The organism is Streptomyces sp. LX-29 (genome assembly GCF_029541745.1).
GTDB lineage: Bacteria > Actinomycetota > Actinomycetes > Streptomycetales > Streptomycetaceae > Streptomyces.
This window is the reverse complement of record NZ_CP089746.1, coordinates 7,309,113-7,325,362: the sequence shown is the minus strand read 5'-3', so window position 1 is coordinate 7,325,362 and position 16,250 is coordinate 7,309,113. Positions and strand designations below refer to the sequence as shown.

Sequence of the window (16,250 nt, the reverse complement as noted above, 5' to 3'; positions counted from 1 at the left end):
ACCGTCCCGACACGGCGCGCCTCGGTCTCGGTCTCGAGCTCCGGGTCGGTTTGGGGCTCTGACTCGGTTCGCGCCACGGGCTCGGCGTCGGAGGCGGCCTCGGCAACGGTCGCCCCCTCGGTTCCGAACACGGTTCCGGGCCGGTCCGGCCCGGCGCCGGCCTCCAGGAGGGCGCGTACGGTCGGGCCGCAGAAGGTGCCCTGGCAGCGGCCGGCGGTCGCGCGGGTGCGGCGGCGCAGCCCGGCGGCTGAGACGGGCGGCAGCGGGCCGGCGAGGGCGTCGCGGATCTCGCCCAGGGTGACCCGCTCGCAGTGGCAGACGACCTGCCCGTACGCGGGGTCGGCGGCGATCGACTCGGCGCGCTGGTAGGGGCGCGCGGACGCCTCACCGGTCCGTGGCATGCGCACCGGGCGTGGCCCGGTGTCCGGGCCTCCCGACTCCAGCCCGGCCTCGGTGAGCAGCCCGGCCACGTGCGCGGCGATCGCCAGCGAGGCGGTCAGGCCGGTGGAGCGGATGCCGCCGACGGTGAGGTAGCGCTGCTCGGGGTGGCTGCGGATGCGGTAGTCGTCCTGTCCGGTGGCGGCGCGCAGCCCGGCGTAGACCGCGGTGACCTCCTCCGCGAGCAGGTCCGGCAGGACGCGCGCGCCGTGGGAGCGCAGGAAGGCGAGCCCCTCGGCCGTGGTGCCGGTGGCCCGCTTGTCGTCCAGGTCCTCGGCGGTGGGGCCAAGCAGCACGTTCCCGTGGACGGTCGGCGCCACCAGCACGCCCTTGCCGAGGGCCGTGGGCACCGGCAGCAGGATGTGGCGCAGCAGGGCGCGGGCGGGCTTGTCGAAGACGATCAGCTGGCCGCGGCGCGGAGTGACGGTGAAGTCGGCGTGGTCGAGCAGCCGGTCGATGTCGTCCGCGTACAGCCCGGCGGCGTTGACCAGGTACCGGGTGCGCAGCGGGCCGCGGTCGGTGGTGAGCTCATGGCCCTCGTCGGTGGTGCGGACGCCTGTCACACGGCAGTTGAGATGCAGTCCGGCGCCGTGGCGCAGCGCCTCGGTGGCGTAGGCGAGGGTCGTGGTCCACGGGCAGATGACGCTCTCGCCGGGGATCTCCAGCGCGCCGAGCGCGCCGGGCCCCAGGTGCGGCTCGCGCCGACGCAGCTCCGCGGCGTCCAGGAGGTGGGTGTCGGGGCAGCCGTTGCGCCCGGCCTTGTCGGCGAGCGTCGGCAGCGCGGCGCGCTGCTCCTCGTCCCAGGCGACGAGGAGCGCGCCGGTCCGCTCCACGGGGATGCCCGCCTCGGCGGCGTACGCCGTGAGCCGCCCGTACCCCTCGCGCACCAGGCGGGCCTCCAGGGTGCCGTGGGTGGCGTCGAACCCGGTGTGCAGGATCGCGGTGTTCGCCTTCGAGGTGCCCTCGCCGACGTCGCCGGAGGCGTCGAGGAGCGCCACCCGCAGCCGGCGGCGGGCGAGTTCGCGGGCGATGGCGGTGCCGACGACGCCGGCACCGATGATCACCACGTCGTGGACGCCGTCCGGCAGTCCGCCGCTGGTCGTTACGGTCATGGGTTCCTCGCGTGGTGGTGCGTCGGGGTGGTACCGGTTGGCGGTGGGAGCGGTCAGTGCGGGTCGGCGGGCGACGGACTCCGGTCGGCGGGCGCTGGCGTCGCGTTGACGACCGACGGACCCCGGCCGCCGCCCGCTGGCGTCGGGTCGACGGCCGAAGGACTCCGGTCGGCGGGCGCGGACGGGGCCGCTTCCCGCTCCAGCACACCGGCCACCGCCGCGCGGAAGGCGTCGAGGCGCTCCGCCGCCTGGTCCGGTCCGATGCGGGGTTCGTAGACGGCGGACGGACGCCAGGCCGGGGCGGCCTCGTCGGGCGTCAGCCCCGGGTCGAGGCCCAGCCGGGCGGCGGTGGCCACGCCCAGCGCGGTGACGTCCGGCAGCGCCGAGACCTCCACCGGTCGTTGCAGCAGGTCGGCCTGGGTCTGCATGAGCAGCGCCGAGCGGGTCAGGCCGCCGTCGACACGCAGTCCGGTGAGCGGGGTGCCGGTGTCGTTCGCGACCGCGTCGGCGAGGGCGACGACCTGGGCGGCGATCCCCTCGCACAGGGCTCGGACCAGATGGCCGGGGCGGGTGTCGAGGCCGAGCCCGGTCAGCGAGCCGCGGACGTCGCCGCGCCACCAGGGGGCCGCCAGTCCGGCGAGCGCGGGGACGAAGGTGACGCCGCCGGCGTCCGGCACCGCTCCGCCGACCGCGTCGAGCTGGTCGGCGCCGCTGATCACTCCGAGGTCGGTGAGCCAGCGGACCGCGGAGGCCGCGGTGTAGACCTGGCCGTCGAGGCAGTAGTCGGTGCGGCCGCCGAGCCGCCAGGCGACACAGCCGGCCAGCCCGGAGGCGGAGCGGTGGGGGCGCCGCCCGGTCTGGGCGAGCAGGAACGCCCCGGTCCCGTAGGTGCACTTGGCGGTGCCGGGCTCGGTCACCCGCTGGGCCAGCAGCGCCGCCTGCTGGTCGACGAGCAGCCCGGTGAGCGGGATCTCGGAGCCGAAGGCGGTGGTGGTGCCGAACACCCCGGCGGCGTCCACCACCTCCGGCAGCGGCTCGCCGTCGAGCCCGAACAGGCCCAGGGCGCGCGGGGACCAGGCGACGCGGTCCAGGTCGAGCAGCTGGGTGCGGCCGGCGGTCGCCGCGTCCGTGACGAACGCGCCGGTCAGCCGGTGGACCAGCCAGGTGTCGCTGGTGGTCACGGCGCCCTCGCGGGTCAGCCGGCGGCGGATCCAGGACATCTTGGGCGCCGCGAAGTACGGGTCGAGGGGCAGCCCGGTGAGCTCCCGCAGCTCCTCGGCGTGCGGGGCGAGTTCGGCGCAGACCGACTCCGCCCGCCGGTCCTGCCAGACGATCGCGTCGGTCAGCGGGTCGCCGGTGGTCGGGTCCCAGGCGAGCACCGTCTCGCCCTGGTTGGCCAGCCCCACCGCGGCGACCGGCTCGCCCGCCCGCGCCAGCGCGCGGCGCCCGGCGTCCAGCACCGAGGCCAGCAGCTCGGCCGGGTCGACCTCGACCCGCCCGCCCGGGCCGTAGCGGGGCCGCACGGGCGCCTCGGCGGAGCCGATCACACCGCGCTCCGGGCAGACGACCAGGGCCTTGGTGCCCGAGGTGCCCTGGTCGACGGCGAGTACCGGGCGGGTCTGACCTGTGGTCATATGCCGGGGCTCCTTTGCCTTGCGCGGATTGCTATAAGTGCTGGAGTGAGTAACCTCCGTAGCCGACATCGACTCTAGACTGCGCCGGGGCAACGGCCCCCACCCCGTCGATCTGAGGAACCATGAACGACAGCGAGTTCCGACCGGTCTACCATCCGGCGGGCCACGACCACGGGTTACGCATCGCGATAGAGGACCTGCGGACCGGGCGCTGGATGTCGATGCGGGAGCTCCTGACGCAGACCGTGGACCTCGGGCTGTGGACCCAGCGCACCCAGGTCCTGGCGACCGCGGCCGCCGGGACCAATGTGGTGGCCGCCTGGCGCGCGGAGGAGCCGGAGAGCGTGGCGGTGCTGGTCATGCACGCCCGTGTCACGGTGGAGCGCGCGGTGCGCGCCCGACGCGAGGGGCACCGCAGGACGCGGGAGTTATGGCAGGAGGCGTGGGAGGCGTGTCAGGTGGCCGCCCACAACGCGCCCGACGACCCGGTGCCGTGGGTGTGTCTGCTCGCGCTGGCCCAGTTGGACGGCCGGCAGCGGCTGCCGGAGCACCGGCTGGCGCCGCCGGAGCCGATGCTCTTCCCCGGCCCGTGGGGGCTGTTGCGCGAGGCGCACCGTCGCGACCCGTTCAACCGCGAGGCGTACCACCGGATGCTGCAGTTCGTCTACGCACGGCGGACCGGCGGACCACTCGCCGAGGCGGTCAATTTCGGCCAATGGGTGACCTCGTGTGCGCCCCGGGGTTCCGCGCTGCACGCCCTTCCGCTCTACGTCCATGTCGAGCGCTACCGCGAGGAGCACCGCCCAAGGCGGGCCCTGGACCTGCACTGGACCACGGACGAGGCGGTTCGAGACGCCCGGCTGGCGCTGCGCAACTGGTTCGACGCCGCGGATCCGGCGTCCCGTTCGCTGTTGGATCTCAGCCATCTGGCGCACGCGCTGTGGGGCGCGCTCCGGTTCGCCGACGCGGCGCGGGTGTTCGCGGCGCTCGGCCCGTACTACACCCCACCCCCGTGGAACTGCCGCGCCGCCGACCGTGACCATCCGGACGCGGCGGAGGAGGTCTTCCTCCGTGCCCGCGCCCGCGCGTTCGCGGCGTCACCCGAGGCGGGCTCCGGCCCACGCGGCTGACCGCGGCCGGGCTCCGCGCCGCGCCCTCCTGATGTCGACTTCTCGGTTTCTCGACGTCTCGCCTTCTCGTTCCGTGTCGCCTTCATCCCCCCGAATCCCCCCCGAATCCCCCCGCACCCCCACACCCCCGCACCCCCGCACCCCCGGAGGAATGTTCATGCCTCGTACCCCTTGGTCACGCCCGGATCCCGTCGAGCGGCAGGACGACGAGGAGCAGCGGCTACGGGAGCTGGGCTACCAGCCGGTCCTGGCCCGACGCATGGGCGACTTCGGCAACTTCGCCATCAGCTTCTCGGTGATCTCCATCCTCTCCGGCTGCATGACCCTGTACGGGTTCGGCCTGAACACCGGCGGACCCGCGGTGATGTTGTGGGGCTGGGCCGGGGTCGGCCTGTTCGTGCTGTGCGTCGGCCTGGCGCTGGCCGAGGTCACCAGCGCCTATCCGACCTCCGGGGCGCTGTACTACATGGCCGACCGGCTCGGCGGCCGCAAGTGGGGTTGGTACACCGGCTGGCTCAACCTGCTCGGGCTGCTCGGCGCGATCGCCGGAATCGACTACGGCGCCGCGCTGTTCATCGGCGCGCTGCTGGATCTCCAGTGGGGCTTCGACGCCACACCGGAGAAGACCTTCGTCATCTTCGTGTGCCTCCTGCTGCTGCACGCGGTGCTGAACCTGTTCGGCGTGCGGCTGGTGAGCCTGTTGAACTCGATCAGCGTCTGGTGGCACCTGGCGGGAGTGGCGGTCATCGTCACCGCGCTGACGGTGGTGCCCGGCCACCACCAGTCGCCGGAGTTCGTCCTCACCGAGTTCGTCAACGACACCGGCTGGTCGAATCCGCTCTACGTGGCGGCGATCGGGCTGTTGCTCGCGCAGTACACCTTCTCGGGGTACGACGCCTCCGCGCATCTGTCGGAGGAGACCTCCCGCGCCTCGGTGACCGCAGCCCGTGGCATCGTGCGCGCGATCTGGGTGTCGTGGATCGCCGGCTTCGTGCTGCTGGCCGGGCTGACCTTCGCGATCCAGGACTACGCCCGGACCCAGGGCGCCGAGGTGCCACCGGCCCAGATCTTCATCGACGCCCTGGGCGTCGGGAGCGCCAAGGCGCTGCTGCTGGTGGTCATCGGGGCGCAGTTGTTCTGCGGCAACGCCGAGGTCGCCGCCGCCAGTCGGATGGTGTTCGCCTTCAGTCGGGACGGGGCGCTGCCCGGCTCGGGGCTGTGGCGCACGGTGAGCACCCGCACCCAGACGCCGGTGGCGGCCGTGTGGCTGTCGGTGGGGGTCGCCTGTCTGCTGGCGGTGCCGTCGCTGTACTCCAAGACGGCCTACGGCGCGGTGACGGCGATCAACGTCATCGGCATCACCCCCGCCTATGCGATCCCGATCTTCCTGCGGCTCCGGGCCGGGGACGCCTTCCAGCCGGGGCCCTGGCACCTGGGCCGCTGGAGCCGGCCGATCGGCTGGGTGGCGGTGGTGTGGGTGGCGGTGGTGACCGTGCTGTTCTGTCTGCCGCAGAGCCGCCCGGTGACCGTCGACTCCATGAACTACGCCTCGATCGCGCTGGCCGTGGTGCTGGTGTTGGCGACCGTGTGGTGGTTCGTCGCCCGCCGCTCGTACGGCACCCCGTCCTCGTACGGCACGGCGCGCGAGCAGGCGGAGATCGCGGAGGGCATCGTGTGATCGGGGCCGGGAGCCCCCACGGACGCTCCCGGAAACCCTCCGAGGCCCTGAGAGACCCTCTGCCGGCTGGCATGTGCCCCATGAAGGCGCACAAGAGATTGCAGATGCGAGATCGACACGCCTATCGTGGCGCACATGCAGCAGTACACCATCGGCCAGGCGGCGCGGTTGCTCGGGGTCAGCCCGGACACGGCCCGCCGCTGGGCGGACGCCGGCCGGGTCGCCACCCATCGCGATGAGTCCGGACGTCGGGTCGTCGACGGCCGCGACCTGGCCGCGTTCTCCGTCGAGCTGGCTCAGACCGGACACGCCGACGAGGAGACCTCGTACACCTCGGCCCGCAACGCCTTCCCGGGCATCGTCACCGCGATCAAGCTCGGCGACGTCGCCGCCCAGGTGGAGATCCAGGCGGGGCCGCACCGGCTGGTCTCGCTGCTGACGCGGGAGGCGGTCGAGGAGCTCGGGCTGGAGGTCGGAATGCAGGCCACCGCCAGGGTCAAGTCCACCAATGTGCATATCGATCGCGTCTGAGGAGCCCCGCATGCCCCGTCCCCTCTCCCTCCCCCGGCGCCGCGCCGCTGCCGCCGTCCTCACCGCCGCGCTGCTGGTGCCGCTGGTCGGCTGCGGCGGCGATGACGACAAGAAGGGCGACTCCGGCGGGTCGAAGAGCGGCTCGGCCTCCGGCGCCAAGCTCACCGTGCTCGCCGCCGCCTCGCTCACCGACGTCTTCACCGAGGCCGGCAAGGTCTACGAGAGGGAGCACCCGGGCGCCAAGGTGACCTTCTCCTTCGCCGGCTCCCAGGAGTTGGCCGCGCAGGTGCGCCAGGGCATCCCCGCGGACGCGCTGGTCACCGCCGACACCAAGACCATGGACGGGCTGTCCGCCGAGACCGGATCGCCGACCGTGATCGCCAAGAACCGGCTGGTCATCGCCACCGGCGAGGGCAACCCGCACCGGATCCGCGCGCTCAGGGACCTCGCCGACGAGGATCTGAAGGTGGTCCTCGCCGCCCCCGAGGTGCCGGTCGGGCGCTACAGCGAGAAGGTGCTGGCCGACCAGGACATCACCGTCAGGCCGGTCTCACAGGAGCCCAGCGTCCGCGCCGTGCTCTCCAAGGTGGAGCTCGGCGAGGCCGACGCCGGAATCGTCTACGCCACCGACGCCGACACCGCGCCCGACAAGGTCGACGCCGTGGAGATCCCCGACGGCCAGAACGCCGTCGCCTCCTACCCGGCGGCCACCCTCAAGGACTCCCGGCACGCGGACGCCGCCGCGCGGTTCGTGACATGGCTCTCCAGCCCCGCCGCGCAGAAGATCCTGCGCGACGCCGGGTTCCAGCAGCCGTAGCCGTTCGCCCGCCAGCCCCACGCAGGAACCGACCATGCCCCGCTCCGGAACCCGTACCCCACTGACCCTGGCGCTCCCGGCGTTGCTGGCCGTCGGGTTCCTGCTGCTGCCGCTGCTCGGCATCCTCAGCCGCACCTCCTGGTCGGATCTGGGCGAGCACCTGGGCAGCCCCGGGGTCACCGAGGCACTGCGGCTGTCGCTGCTGGTCTCCTTCTGTTCGCTGGGCCTGTCGCTGCTGCTCGGGGTGCCGCTGGCCTGGCTGCTGGCCCGGGCGGACTTCCCCGGCAAGGCCCTGGTGCGCTCGCTGGTGCTGCTGCCGATGGTGCTGCCGCCCACGGTCGGCGGTGTGGCGCTGCTGCTCGGCTTCGGCCGGCGCGGGCTGCTCGGCCCGTGGCTGGAGGAGACCTTCGGCATCACACTGCCCTTCCACACCTCGGGCGCCGTGGTCGCCGCGACCTTCGTCTCCATGCCGTTCCTGGTGATCAGCCTGGAGGGGGCGCTGGCGGGGCTGCGCCCGCGGTACGAGGAGACGGCGGCGTCGCTGGGCGCTTCGCCGGTGCGGGTCTTCCGCACCGTCACGCTGCCGATGGTGGCTCCCGGCCTGGCCGCCGGCGCCGCCCTCACCTGGGCGCGGGCGCTCGGCGAGTTCGGCGCCACCATCACCTTCGCCGGCAACCTCCCGGGCGCCACCCAGACCCTGCCGCTCCAGGTCTATCTGCTGTTGCAGGGCGACCCGGAGGCCGCCACCTCCGTCTCGCTGCTGCTGTTGGCCATCGCCATGGCCGTGCTCATCGCGCTGCGCGGCCGCTGGACCGGCACCCCGCCGGCTCGCGGGGGCGCACCGGGCGGACGACCGAGCGTCGAGGAGCCGGCGCCGGCCGACACGGAGCCCTGGAATCCGGCCGGGGAGCCGTCAGTCGCGGGTGGGAGCCCGGCCCGCCGACCGGCCCAGGCCGCCGGCGCGGCACGGTCCGCGGCGGCCGGACGGGCGGTGCCCGCGACCGGGACGGCGGGATCCACACCCGCGGACGGCTCCCCCGCCGCGCCCGAGGCGTGGTCGCTGCGCGCCGAGGTGTCCGGCTTCACCCGGCTCGACCTCGACGCGGAGCCCGGCACCACCATCGCCGTCGTCGGCCCCAACGGCGCCGGCAAGACCACCCTGCTGCGGGCGCTGCTCGGGCTGACCCCACGCGCCCACGCCCGGCTCACGCTCGGGGAACGGGACGTGACGGCGCTGCCGCCGCACCGCCGTCACGTCGCCTGGGTGCCGCAGGACGGGGCGCTCTTCCCGCACCTCACCGCCCTGGGCAATACCGCCTACGGCCTGCGCGCCGGCGGCGTGCCGCGCGCCGAGGCCCGGCGCGAGGCACAGCGCTGGCTGGACCGGCTCGGTGTCGGTCAGCTCGCGCACCGCAGGCCCGGGCAGCTCTCCGGGGGCCAGGCGCAGCGGGTGGCGCTGGCCCGGGCGCTGGCCACCCGACCCCGGCTGTTGCTGCTGGACGAGCCGCTGGCGGCGCTGGACCAGACGACCCGGGCGCGGGTCCGGCACACCCTGCGCCGCCATCTGGCCGGCTTCGGCGGGGTGTGTCTGATGGTCACCCACGACCCGGTCGAGGCGGTGTCGCTGGCCGACCGGGTGCTGGTGCTCGACCGGGGGCGGGCGGTGCAGGACGCCCCGCCCGTCGAGGTGTCCCGACATCCCCGCTCCCCCTGGGTGGCCCGGATGCTGGGCCGTAACGCCTGGTCCGGCACCGCCACCGGCGAGGGTCTGGAGCTGCCCGGTGGGGCGCGGATCGTGGCGGCCGAACCGCTGGCCCCCGGCACCGAGGCGTTGGCGATCATCGCCCCGGAGGCGGTCTCGTTGCACCGCGACCGCCCTTCCGGCAGCCCGCGCAACATCTGGCCGGGCACGGTCCGCGAGCTCATCTCCGTCGGCAGCCGGCTGCGGGTGCTGGTCGGCTCGGAGCGGGCCCCGGACCTGATCGCGGAGGTGACCCCGGCCGCGGCGGCGGAGCTGGGGCTGGTGGACGGCGGCGCGGTATGGATGAGCGTGAAGGCCACCGAGGTCACCCTGGTGGCCACCTGACCGGTCACGGCACGGCCCGCGGAGCGCCACGATGCCCCGGCGCCCGGCCGCCGCACACCGGCCGGGCGTCGCCCCGCGCCGTACGAGCGGGAGCCGCCACCCGGACGGGAGCCGCCACGCCGACGCGGGCCGCCACGCCGACGGGGGCCGCGACGCGGGCGGGGACTGCTGCCACCCAGACGGGAGACGCCTCGCGGATGGGGACCGCCACGCGGATGGGGGCTGCCACCCGGGCGGTGACTGCTGCCACCCAGACGGGAGACGCCACCCAGACGGGGATTGCCACGCGGACAGGAGCCGCAACTCAGACGGGGACTGCCGCCCTGCCGCGTGCCTCCGCCCTCCGGCCGCCGTCGGCCGCTCGGGGGTGGCCAGCCACCCAGCCGTGGGCCGCCGCCCCGCCGCCGACGATCGCCCGGGGCCGGCCCCCGGGGGACCGACCCGATCCGGCCCGGCCCGCTCGGTGCCGGACCGGTGGCGCCCAGCCCGCTCGGTGCCCGACCGGTGGGGCCCGGCCCGCCGGGAGCCAGGCCGCCCGGACGCCAACCACTCCGGCCCGGCCCGCCCGGCGGTCGGCGGTCCACACCGCCCGGTCTGCCGCACCATGTCCTCCGCCGCCCTCCGCCGCCCTCCGCCGTCTCGGCCCTCCGTCGTCTCCGCCGTCCCCGCCCGGCTACAGCTCGGTGTCCTCGGCCAGTTGGCGCACCACGTCGCCCAGGTCGTGGCGGCGTGCGAAGGCCAGGCGCTGGCGGTGGGCACCCGAGCCGTGCCGGCGCAGCGCGGTCATGGCCCGTTCGACGCAGGCCAGGTCGCCGGCGGCCTCCAGGTCCGGGGCGAGCTCCTCGATCAGCGAGGCGGCGAGGGAGGCCGCCGGGCGCAGCGTCCCGGTCATGGGGTCGACTCCGCAGCCCTCGAAGCCGTCGCGGGCGGCTCGCCAGCGGGCCATGCGCAGTTGCTCGTCGGGGATCCGCGGCAGGGGCCGCTCCTCGCGGACCGCGCGCAGCGCCCTGGCCACCAGGGCCCGGCTGAGGGCGGCCTGGAGCAGGGTGCCGTCGAGGCTCGGGGAGATGTCGGCGGCTCGTAGCTCCAGCGTCGGCCAGTGCGAGGAGGGGCGCAGGTCCCAATAGGCCATCTTCTTGTCGAGCGCCGCCCCGGTCCGGATCATCCGGTGCACGGTCTGCCGGTACTGGGCCGCGGAGGCGAAGACCGGCGGCATCCCGGAGGCGGGCCAGATGGTCCAGGAGATCGCCCGCCAGCTCGCGTGACGGGTGTCGTGGCCGTTCCAGAACGGCGAGTTCGCGCTGACCGCGAGCAGCGTGGGCAGCCAGGGCCGGATGTGGTTGCCGACCTTGATCGCGGTGTCCGGGTCGAGGGTGCCGATGTGCACATGGCATCCGCAGTGGACGATGGTGTGCATCAGGGCGCCGTACTGGTCGGCCTGACGGTGTCGGCGCGGGTCGTCCGTCAGCAGCGGCGGCCCCGGCATCGGCAGCACCGGCCCCGCGGCGGCCACCAGTCGACAGCCGAGCTCGTCGGCGGCCTTGGCGAGCCTGCGGCGTAACGCGAGCAGCTGGTCGCGCAGCTCGGCCAGGGTGTGGGTCACCGGGGTGGCCAACTCCATCTGGTGCCGGGTGCCCTCCAGCTGGAACGCCCCACTGCCGTCGGCCAGCCGGGCCAGCACCCGATCGGCGATTCCGGCGATCTGCCCGGTCCGGGCGTCGACGAGGAGGAACTCCTCCTCCACGCCAGTGGTCAACAGCATCGGCGACGCTCCCCAGGGCGTTCGGCAGATTCGGCAGGTCCTGGCGGAACTGGGATCTGAGCGAGTGTTCGACTCCAGAATCCACGGACGACCTGGGGTGGGCAAGACGGCAAACACCCGGCAGTCGATGCCGCTATGGGTAGATTTGTCGGGACTTGGCACTCTGACGGAAGGCGCGACCATGGCGGGAACGGATCTGGGATCACTCCTCGGCGGCCTGCTCGGCGGTGGGCAGGCCGCCGCGCGGGGCAATCTCCTCTCTGCGCTGCTCGACGCCCTGGGCGGCGGCAGCGGCGGGAACGCGCTGCCCGGCCTGCTCCAGCAGCTCCGGGAGGGCGGACTCGGCAAGGCCGTCGAGTCCTGGGTCGGCACCGGCGCGAACGAGCCGGTCAGCGGGCCGGACGTGGCTCAGGCGCTGCCGTACCAGGTGCTGGAGCGGGTGGCCCAGCAGACCGACACCTCACCGGAGCACGCCGCCGACGACCTGGCCCAGGCCCTCCCCCAGGTCATCGACAAGCTCACCCCGGACGGTTCGGTCCCCGAGGGCTCGCTGGAGGACCTGCTCCGGGAACGGGGGTGAGCGACGGATCGCCTTCGGCGGGCGGTCAGCCGACGGCCGGACGGGCCGTGATGGTCACCGTCGCGCCCGGCCGGACCGCGGGGAGCAAGACCGCCGCGCCGCCCGGCCCCTCGCGCACCACCGCGCGGCCCGCCCCCGTCACGGACACCCGTACCCCCTCCGGACAGGCGGAGGCGGGCAGCTCGAGCCAGGTCCAGGCGCGGCGGGAGGCGCGGTCGGCGGTCAGGGTGAGGGCGTAGCCGCCGTCGGTCGCGTCGTAGGTCTCGGAGCGCGGCGCGCCCGCCACCGCGGTGGCGTACGGGGCGAAGGCGGGCTCCTTGCCGGGGGCGGGGGTGCCGTCGCTGTCGTAGACGCAGTAGCCGGCGCCGTCCGGGGCCGCGCAGGAGTACCACATGGCCCAGCTGGAGGCGAAGCCGCGCAGCGAGGCCACCTGGCGGCGGACCAGCTCGGCGTTGCCGGGGGTGGTGGCCCGCGGCGGGCCCCACTCGCCGACCAGCACCGGAAGCCGGTGGGCCGTCGGATAGCGCCCGATGGCCGCCTCGTACGCCTCGATGAAGCCGCCCGTGGGGTCCCAGTCGGCACCGGACTCCACGGCCGTGTCGTAGTAGTGCGGGGCGTAGCCCAGGCGGTCGGCGCCGGGTCGGGGGTCGGTGAAGCCGGGCAGGCTGGTGGGCACGCCCTGGCCGACGAGGACGGTCGGCTCCACGAACAGCCAGGCGTCGCGGTCGACCGAGCGGATCGCGGCGATCAGCCGCCGGTACATCGCCGGCAGCCGCCCGGTCTCCAGCCGGATCGAGGCGGCGAGCTGGTCCGCGGGGTCGGACGGGTCGCCGGCGATGGGTCCGAACGGCTCGTTGAAGAGGTCGTAGCCGAGTAGCGAGGGGTGCCCGCGCAGGGTGGCGGCGACCTTCGCGTAGACCGCGGCCTGGGCGGCGCGCAGGTCGGCGTCGTCGTAGAGGTGGGTGAAGGCGGCCTGCACGGCGGGTTGGAAGTAGTCGGAGAACCAGTCGTCGGGGTTGGGCTCGAAGGGCAGCCCATCGGTGCGGGTGGCCCAGGCGGGCATCCCGTTGTGGCCGAAGGCCGGGCCGAAGACGTCCTGGTGCCAGTCGACGAGGACCAGCACGCGGTGTCGGTCGGCCCAGCCCAGGATCCGGTCGAGGTAGCGCAGATAGCCGGTGTCGTAGCGGCCGCGGCGTGGTTCGATCCGCTCCCACTGGATGTTCAGCCGCATCAGGTCGAAGCCGTCGGCCGCCAGCTTGGCCACCCGGTCCTCGGTCACGGTGTCCGTCTTGCCGAGGTTCAGACCGCGTGGCCGCAGCGCCCGGCCGTGCCGGTCGGCGAGGTGGACGCGCCCGTCGGGGGTGATGACGGTGCCCACCGGGGTGGTGGCCTCCGGCCGCGCCGCCGCCGGCGGTGGCACCTCCACCTCGGCGACGCGCGGCCCGTCCGCCGCGGGCCCTTCCCCCGAGGACCCGTCCCCGGCGAGTCCGGTCCCCGCCGGTCTCACCGCCCCCGGCGGCGCGGCGGGGGTGGTTCCGGCGGCGCCGAGGAGCAGCGCGGCGGCGAGCGTGAGGGTGGTGGCGGCGCGGTGCAGACGCATGGCGTCCTCCCCTGGACCGAGGTCCCGCTGGAGCCGTGTGGTGCGCCGATACTGACCGGCACGGCACACTGGAGCAAGGGTCGTGCCGACGACTGAGCGTTCGCCACAGGCGACTACCTGTGTAAATATGCACACATGGGGCGCTTCCGGCCGTCGTCGGCCTCTCCCACCACCCCAGCGCGCGGTCAGTCGCGCGGCGAGCGCCCCCGTTCGATCCTGGGTGTCCGGAGTGTCGCGGGCCAGGCTCTGCTGCTCCAGGTGACCGTCATCCTGCTCATCGTGACGGCCGGCGTGGTCGCCCTCGTCCTCCAGGCGGAGCGCGACAGCACCACGGAGGCGCGCCGCCGTTCCCTGGCCGTCGCGCAGACCTTCGCCAACTCCCCGGGCATGATCGACGCCCTGCGCTCCCCCGATCCGAGCGCGATCCTGCAGCCGATGACCGAGACCGCCCGCAAAAAGGCCGGGATGGACTTCATCGTGATCATGACACCCGAGGGGATCCGCTACACCCATCCGCAACCGGAGCGCATCGGCAAGAAGTTCGTGGGCACCATCGGTCCGGCACGCGAGGGCAAGTCCCTCACCGAGACGGTCACGGGGCCGCTGGGCGTCGAGATGCAGGCGGTGGTGCCGATCGAGGACTCCGAGGGCAAGGTGGTGGGTCTGGCCTCGGCGGGCATGAAGACCCGCTCGGTGTCGAGCGTGGTCAACCGGCAGCTGCCCATCCTGCTGGGCGGCGGCGCCGCGGGGCTCGCCCTGGCCATGGGCGGCACCGCGCTGGCCACCCGCCGGCTGAGCCGGCAGACCCACGGCCTGGGGCCGGCCGAGATGGCCCGGATGTACGAACACCACGACGCGGTGCTGCACGCGGTCCGCGAGGGCGTGCTCATCGTCAGCGGTGACCACCGGCTGCTGCTGGCCAACGACGAGGCCCGCCGGCTGCTCGCCCTGCCCGAGGACGCCGAGGGCCGGCAGGTCGACGACCTGGGCCTCAATCCGCACATGACCGAGCTGCTGATGTCCGGGCGGCAGGCCACCGACGAGGTGGTGGCCACCGGCGACCGCCTGCTGGCGATGAACCAGCGCACCACGGACCGCTTCGGCGGGCCGCCGGGCACGGTGGCCACCCTCCGCGACACCACCGATCTGCACACCCTCTCCGGCAAGGCGGCGGTGGCCCGCGACCGGCTGCGACTGCTGTACGACGCCAGCGTGGAGATCGGCACCACCCTGGACGTGGCCCGCACCGCCAAGGAACTGGCCCAGGCCACGGTGCCGAAGCTCGCCGACTTCACCACCGTGGACCTGGTCGACGCCGTGCTGCAGGGCGAGGAGCCTCCCCTCGACGACATTCCCGAGCTGCGCCGCACGGCCATCAGCGGCATCCGCGAAGACCATCCGCTCTATCCCACCGGGCGCCTGATCAAGTTCGTCCCCTCCACCCCGCAGGCGCGCGGCCTGGGCAGCGCCCGGGGTGTCATCGCGCCCGATCTGCACAACGCTCCCGGCTGGCAGGCCCAGGACCCCGAGCGGGTGCGGTGGATCCTGGACTACGGCATCCACTCCCTGATGACCGTCCCGCTGCGCGCGCGGGGCGTCGTGCTGGGCGTGTGCAACTTCTGGCGCTCGGTCCGCCCGGAGCCCTTCGAGGAGGACGACCTGTCGCTCGCCGAGGAGCTGGTCGCCCACGCCGCGGTCTGCATCGACAACGCCCGCCGCTACACGCGGGAACACGACATGGCCGTCACCCTCCAGCGCAGCCTGCTGCCCCGCGGCCTCCCGGAGCAGAGCGCCCTGGACGTCGCCTACCGCTATCTGCCGGCCCAGGCCGGGGTGGGCGGCGACTGGTTCGACGTCATCCCGCTGCCCGGGGCCCGGGTCGCCCTGGTGGTGGGCGACGTCGTCGGCCACGGCCTGCACGCCGCCGCCACCATGGGCCGGCTGCGCACCGCCGTGCACAACTTCTCGACCCTGGACATGGCCCCCGACGAGCTGCTCAGCCACCTCAGCGAGCTGGTGGCCCATATCGACCAGGACGAGACGGCCACCGGCAGCGCCGCCATCACCGGCGCGACCTGCCTGTACGCCATCTACGACCCCGTCGAACGCTGCTGCGTGCTGGCCCGCGCCGGCCATGTGCCGCCCGCCGTCCTGCTGCCGGACGGCACGGTGGAGCTGCCGGAGCTGCCGGCGGGCACGCCGCTCGGCCTGGCCGGCCTGCCGTTCGAGGCCACCGAGCTGCACCTGGCCGAGGGCAGCAAGCTGGTGCTGTACACGGACGGCCTGATCGAGCACCGCGCGCGCACCATCGACACCGGCCTCGACCTGCTCCGCGACACCCTCGCCGGCAGCGACGCCACCCCCGAGGAGACCTGCCGCTCGGTGCTGGACGTGCTGCTGCCGCCCCAGCCCGAGGACGACATCGTGCTCCTCGTGGCCGGCACCCGGGCCCTGGAGGACGACCGGATCGCCGAGTGGGACGTGCCGGCGGACCCCGCCGCCGTCGCCGTGGTGCGGTCCGAGGTCACCCGTCGGCTGGAGGAGTGGGGCCTGGGCGAGGAGGCGTTCACCACGGAGCTCATCCTCAGCGAGCTGATCACCAACGCCATCCGCTACGGCGCCAGCCCGATCCGGGTCCGGCTGCTGCTGGACCGCAGCCTGATCTGCGAGGTCTCCGACGCCAGCAGCACCTCCCCGCACCTGCGGCACGCCGCGACCATGGACGAGGGCGGCCGCGGCCTGTTCCTGGTGGCCCAGTTCGCCGAGCGCTGGGGCACCCGCTACACCCCCACCGGCAAGGTCATCTGGACGGAGCAGCCGCTGCCGCCGGAGGTGCGCCCGCCGAACGGGGAGGTCGGCGGCGCCGGAGGCGCCTGACGTCG

10 protein-coding genes and 1 pseudogene are annotated in these 16,250 nt (G+C 74.4%); 7 read left to right on the top strand and 4 right to left on the bottom strand.

Translation table 11 applies throughout. The features are described from left to right. Window positions 1–155 precede the first annotated feature (155 nt). Together LRS74_RS30400 and LRS74_RS30395 are read right to left on the bottom strand one after the other, a co-directional pair. Window positions 156–1,550, bottom strand: a pseudogene (locus LRS74_RS30400) (FAD-dependent oxidoreductase); the annotation flags it as partial. Window positions 1,551–1,603: 53 nt separating this feature from the next. Beyond that, window positions 1,604–3,184, bottom strand: a complete 1,581-nt coding sequence (locus LRS74_RS30395; protein WP_277744016.1) for an FGGY family carbohydrate kinase — start codon at window positions 3,182–3,184, stop codon at window positions 1,604–1,606. 122 nt (window positions 3,185–3,306) lie between these two features. Between LRS74_RS30395 and LRS74_RS30390 the strand changes: the two genes are divergently transcribed. The 5 genes from LRS74_RS30390 (at window position 3,307) to LRS74_RS30370 (ending at window position 9,426) form a co-directional block, all read left to right on the top strand. After that, window positions 3,307–4,314 carry a hypothetical protein gene (locus LRS74_RS30390; protein WP_277744015.1) on the top strand — a complete coding sequence of 336 codons (1,008 nt, stop codon included), beginning with the start codon at window positions 3,307–3,309 and terminating at the stop codon, window positions 4,312–4,314. A gap of 157 nt (window positions 4,315–4,471) precedes the next feature. Continuing rightward, a complete protein-coding gene (locus LRS74_RS30385) occupies window positions 4,472–5,992 on the top strand; it encodes an amino acid permease (RefSeq protein WP_277744014.1) in 1,521 nt (506 codons plus the stop codon). Between the two features lie 135 nt (window positions 5,993–6,127). Continuing rightward, the gene (locus LRS74_RS30380; protein ID WP_277744013.1) at window positions 6,128–6,523 is read left to right on the top strand and encodes a helix-turn-helix transcriptional regulator; all 396 of its coding nucleotides are present in this window, start codon (window positions 6,128–6,130) and stop codon (window positions 6,521–6,523) included. Window positions 6,524–6,533: 10 nt separating this feature from the next. Further along, window positions 6,534–7,340, top strand: a complete 807-nt coding sequence (gene modA, locus LRS74_RS30375) for a molybdate ABC transporter substrate-binding protein (protein ID WP_277744012.1) — start codon at window positions 6,534–6,536, stop codon at window positions 7,338–7,340. Window positions 7,341–7,374: 34 nt separating this feature from the next. Then, on the top strand, window positions 7,375–9,426 hold the full coding sequence (locus LRS74_RS30370; RefSeq protein WP_277744011.1) for an ABC transporter permease: 2,052 nt from the start codon (window positions 7,375–7,377) through the stop codon (window positions 9,424–9,426). Window positions 9,427–10,099: 673 nt separating this feature from the next. On the opposite strand, the gene LRS74_RS30365 is transcribed toward LRS74_RS30370, so the two are convergent. Continuing rightward, window positions 10,100–11,188 carry a glutamate--cysteine ligase gene (locus LRS74_RS30365; protein WP_277744010.1) on the bottom strand — a complete coding sequence of 363 codons (1,089 nt, stop codon included), beginning with the start codon at window positions 11,186–11,188 and terminating at the stop codon, window positions 10,100–10,102. Window positions 11,189–11,315: 127 nt separating this feature from the next. Here LRS74_RS30365 and LRS74_RS30360 point away from each other — a divergent pair, with 127 nt between their 5' ends. Further along, window positions 11,316–11,768 carry a YidB family protein gene (locus LRS74_RS30360; RefSeq protein ID WP_277744994.1) on the top strand — a complete coding sequence of 151 codons (453 nt, stop codon included), beginning with the start codon at window positions 11,316–11,318 and terminating at the stop codon, window positions 11,766–11,768. A 25-nt stretch (window positions 11,769–11,793) separates the two neighbouring features. Here the strand turns inward: LRS74_RS30360 and LRS74_RS30355 are convergent, their stop codons facing one another. After that, entirely contained in the window at window positions 11,794–13,368 is a 1,575-nt protein-coding gene (locus tag LRS74_RS30355; protein ID WP_277744009.1) for a cellulase family glycosylhydrolase, read from the bottom strand. Window positions 13,369–13,503: 135 nt separating this feature from the next. Here LRS74_RS30355 and LRS74_RS30350 point away from each other — a divergent pair, with 135 nt between their 5' ends. After that, entirely contained in the window at window positions 13,504–16,245 is a 2,742-nt protein-coding gene (locus tag LRS74_RS30350) for a SpoIIE family protein phosphatase/ATP-binding protein (RefSeq protein ID WP_277744008.1), read from the top strand. Window positions 16,246–16,250 lie beyond the last annotated feature (5 nt).

Bases quoted from the DNA above. Each gene is read 5' to 3' on its own strand.
- LRS74_RS30395 (WP_277744016.1), bottom strand. From the start codon at position 3,184: ATGACCACAGGTCAGACCCGCCCGGTACTCGCCGTCGACCAGGGCACC.
- LRS74_RS30390 (WP_277744015.1), top strand. From the start codon at position 3,307: ATGAACGACAGCGAGTTCCGACCGGTCTACCATCCGGCGGGCCACGAC.
- LRS74_RS30385 (WP_277744014.1), top strand. From the start codon at position 4,472: ATGCCTCGTACCCCTTGGTCACGCCCGGATCCCGTCGAGCGGCAGGAC.
- LRS74_RS30380 (WP_277744013.1), top strand. From the start codon at position 6,128: ATGCAGCAGTACACCATCGGCCAGGCGGCGCGGTTGCTCGGGGTCAGC.
- modA (WP_277744012.1), top strand. From the start codon at position 6,534: ATGCCCCGTCCCCTCTCCCTCCCCCGGCGCCGCGCCGCTGCCGCCGTC.
- LRS74_RS30370 (WP_277744011.1), top strand. From the start codon at position 7,375: ATGCCCCGCTCCGGAACCCGTACCCCACTGACCCTGGCGCTCCCGGCG.
- LRS74_RS30365 (WP_277744010.1), bottom strand. From the start codon at position 11,188: ATGCTGTTGACCACTGGCGTGGAGGAGGAGTTCCTCCTCGTCGACGCC.
- LRS74_RS30360 (WP_277744994.1), top strand. From the start codon at position 11,316: ATGCCGCTATGGGTAGATTTGTCGGGACTTGGCACTCTGACGGAAGGC.
- LRS74_RS30355 (WP_277744009.1), bottom strand. From the start codon at position 13,368: ATGCGTCTGCACCGCGCCGCCACCACCCTCACGCTCGCCGCCGCGCTG.
- LRS74_RS30350 (WP_277744008.1), top strand. From the start codon at position 13,504: ATGGGGCGCTTCCGGCCGTCGTCGGCCTCTCCCACCACCCCAGCGCGC.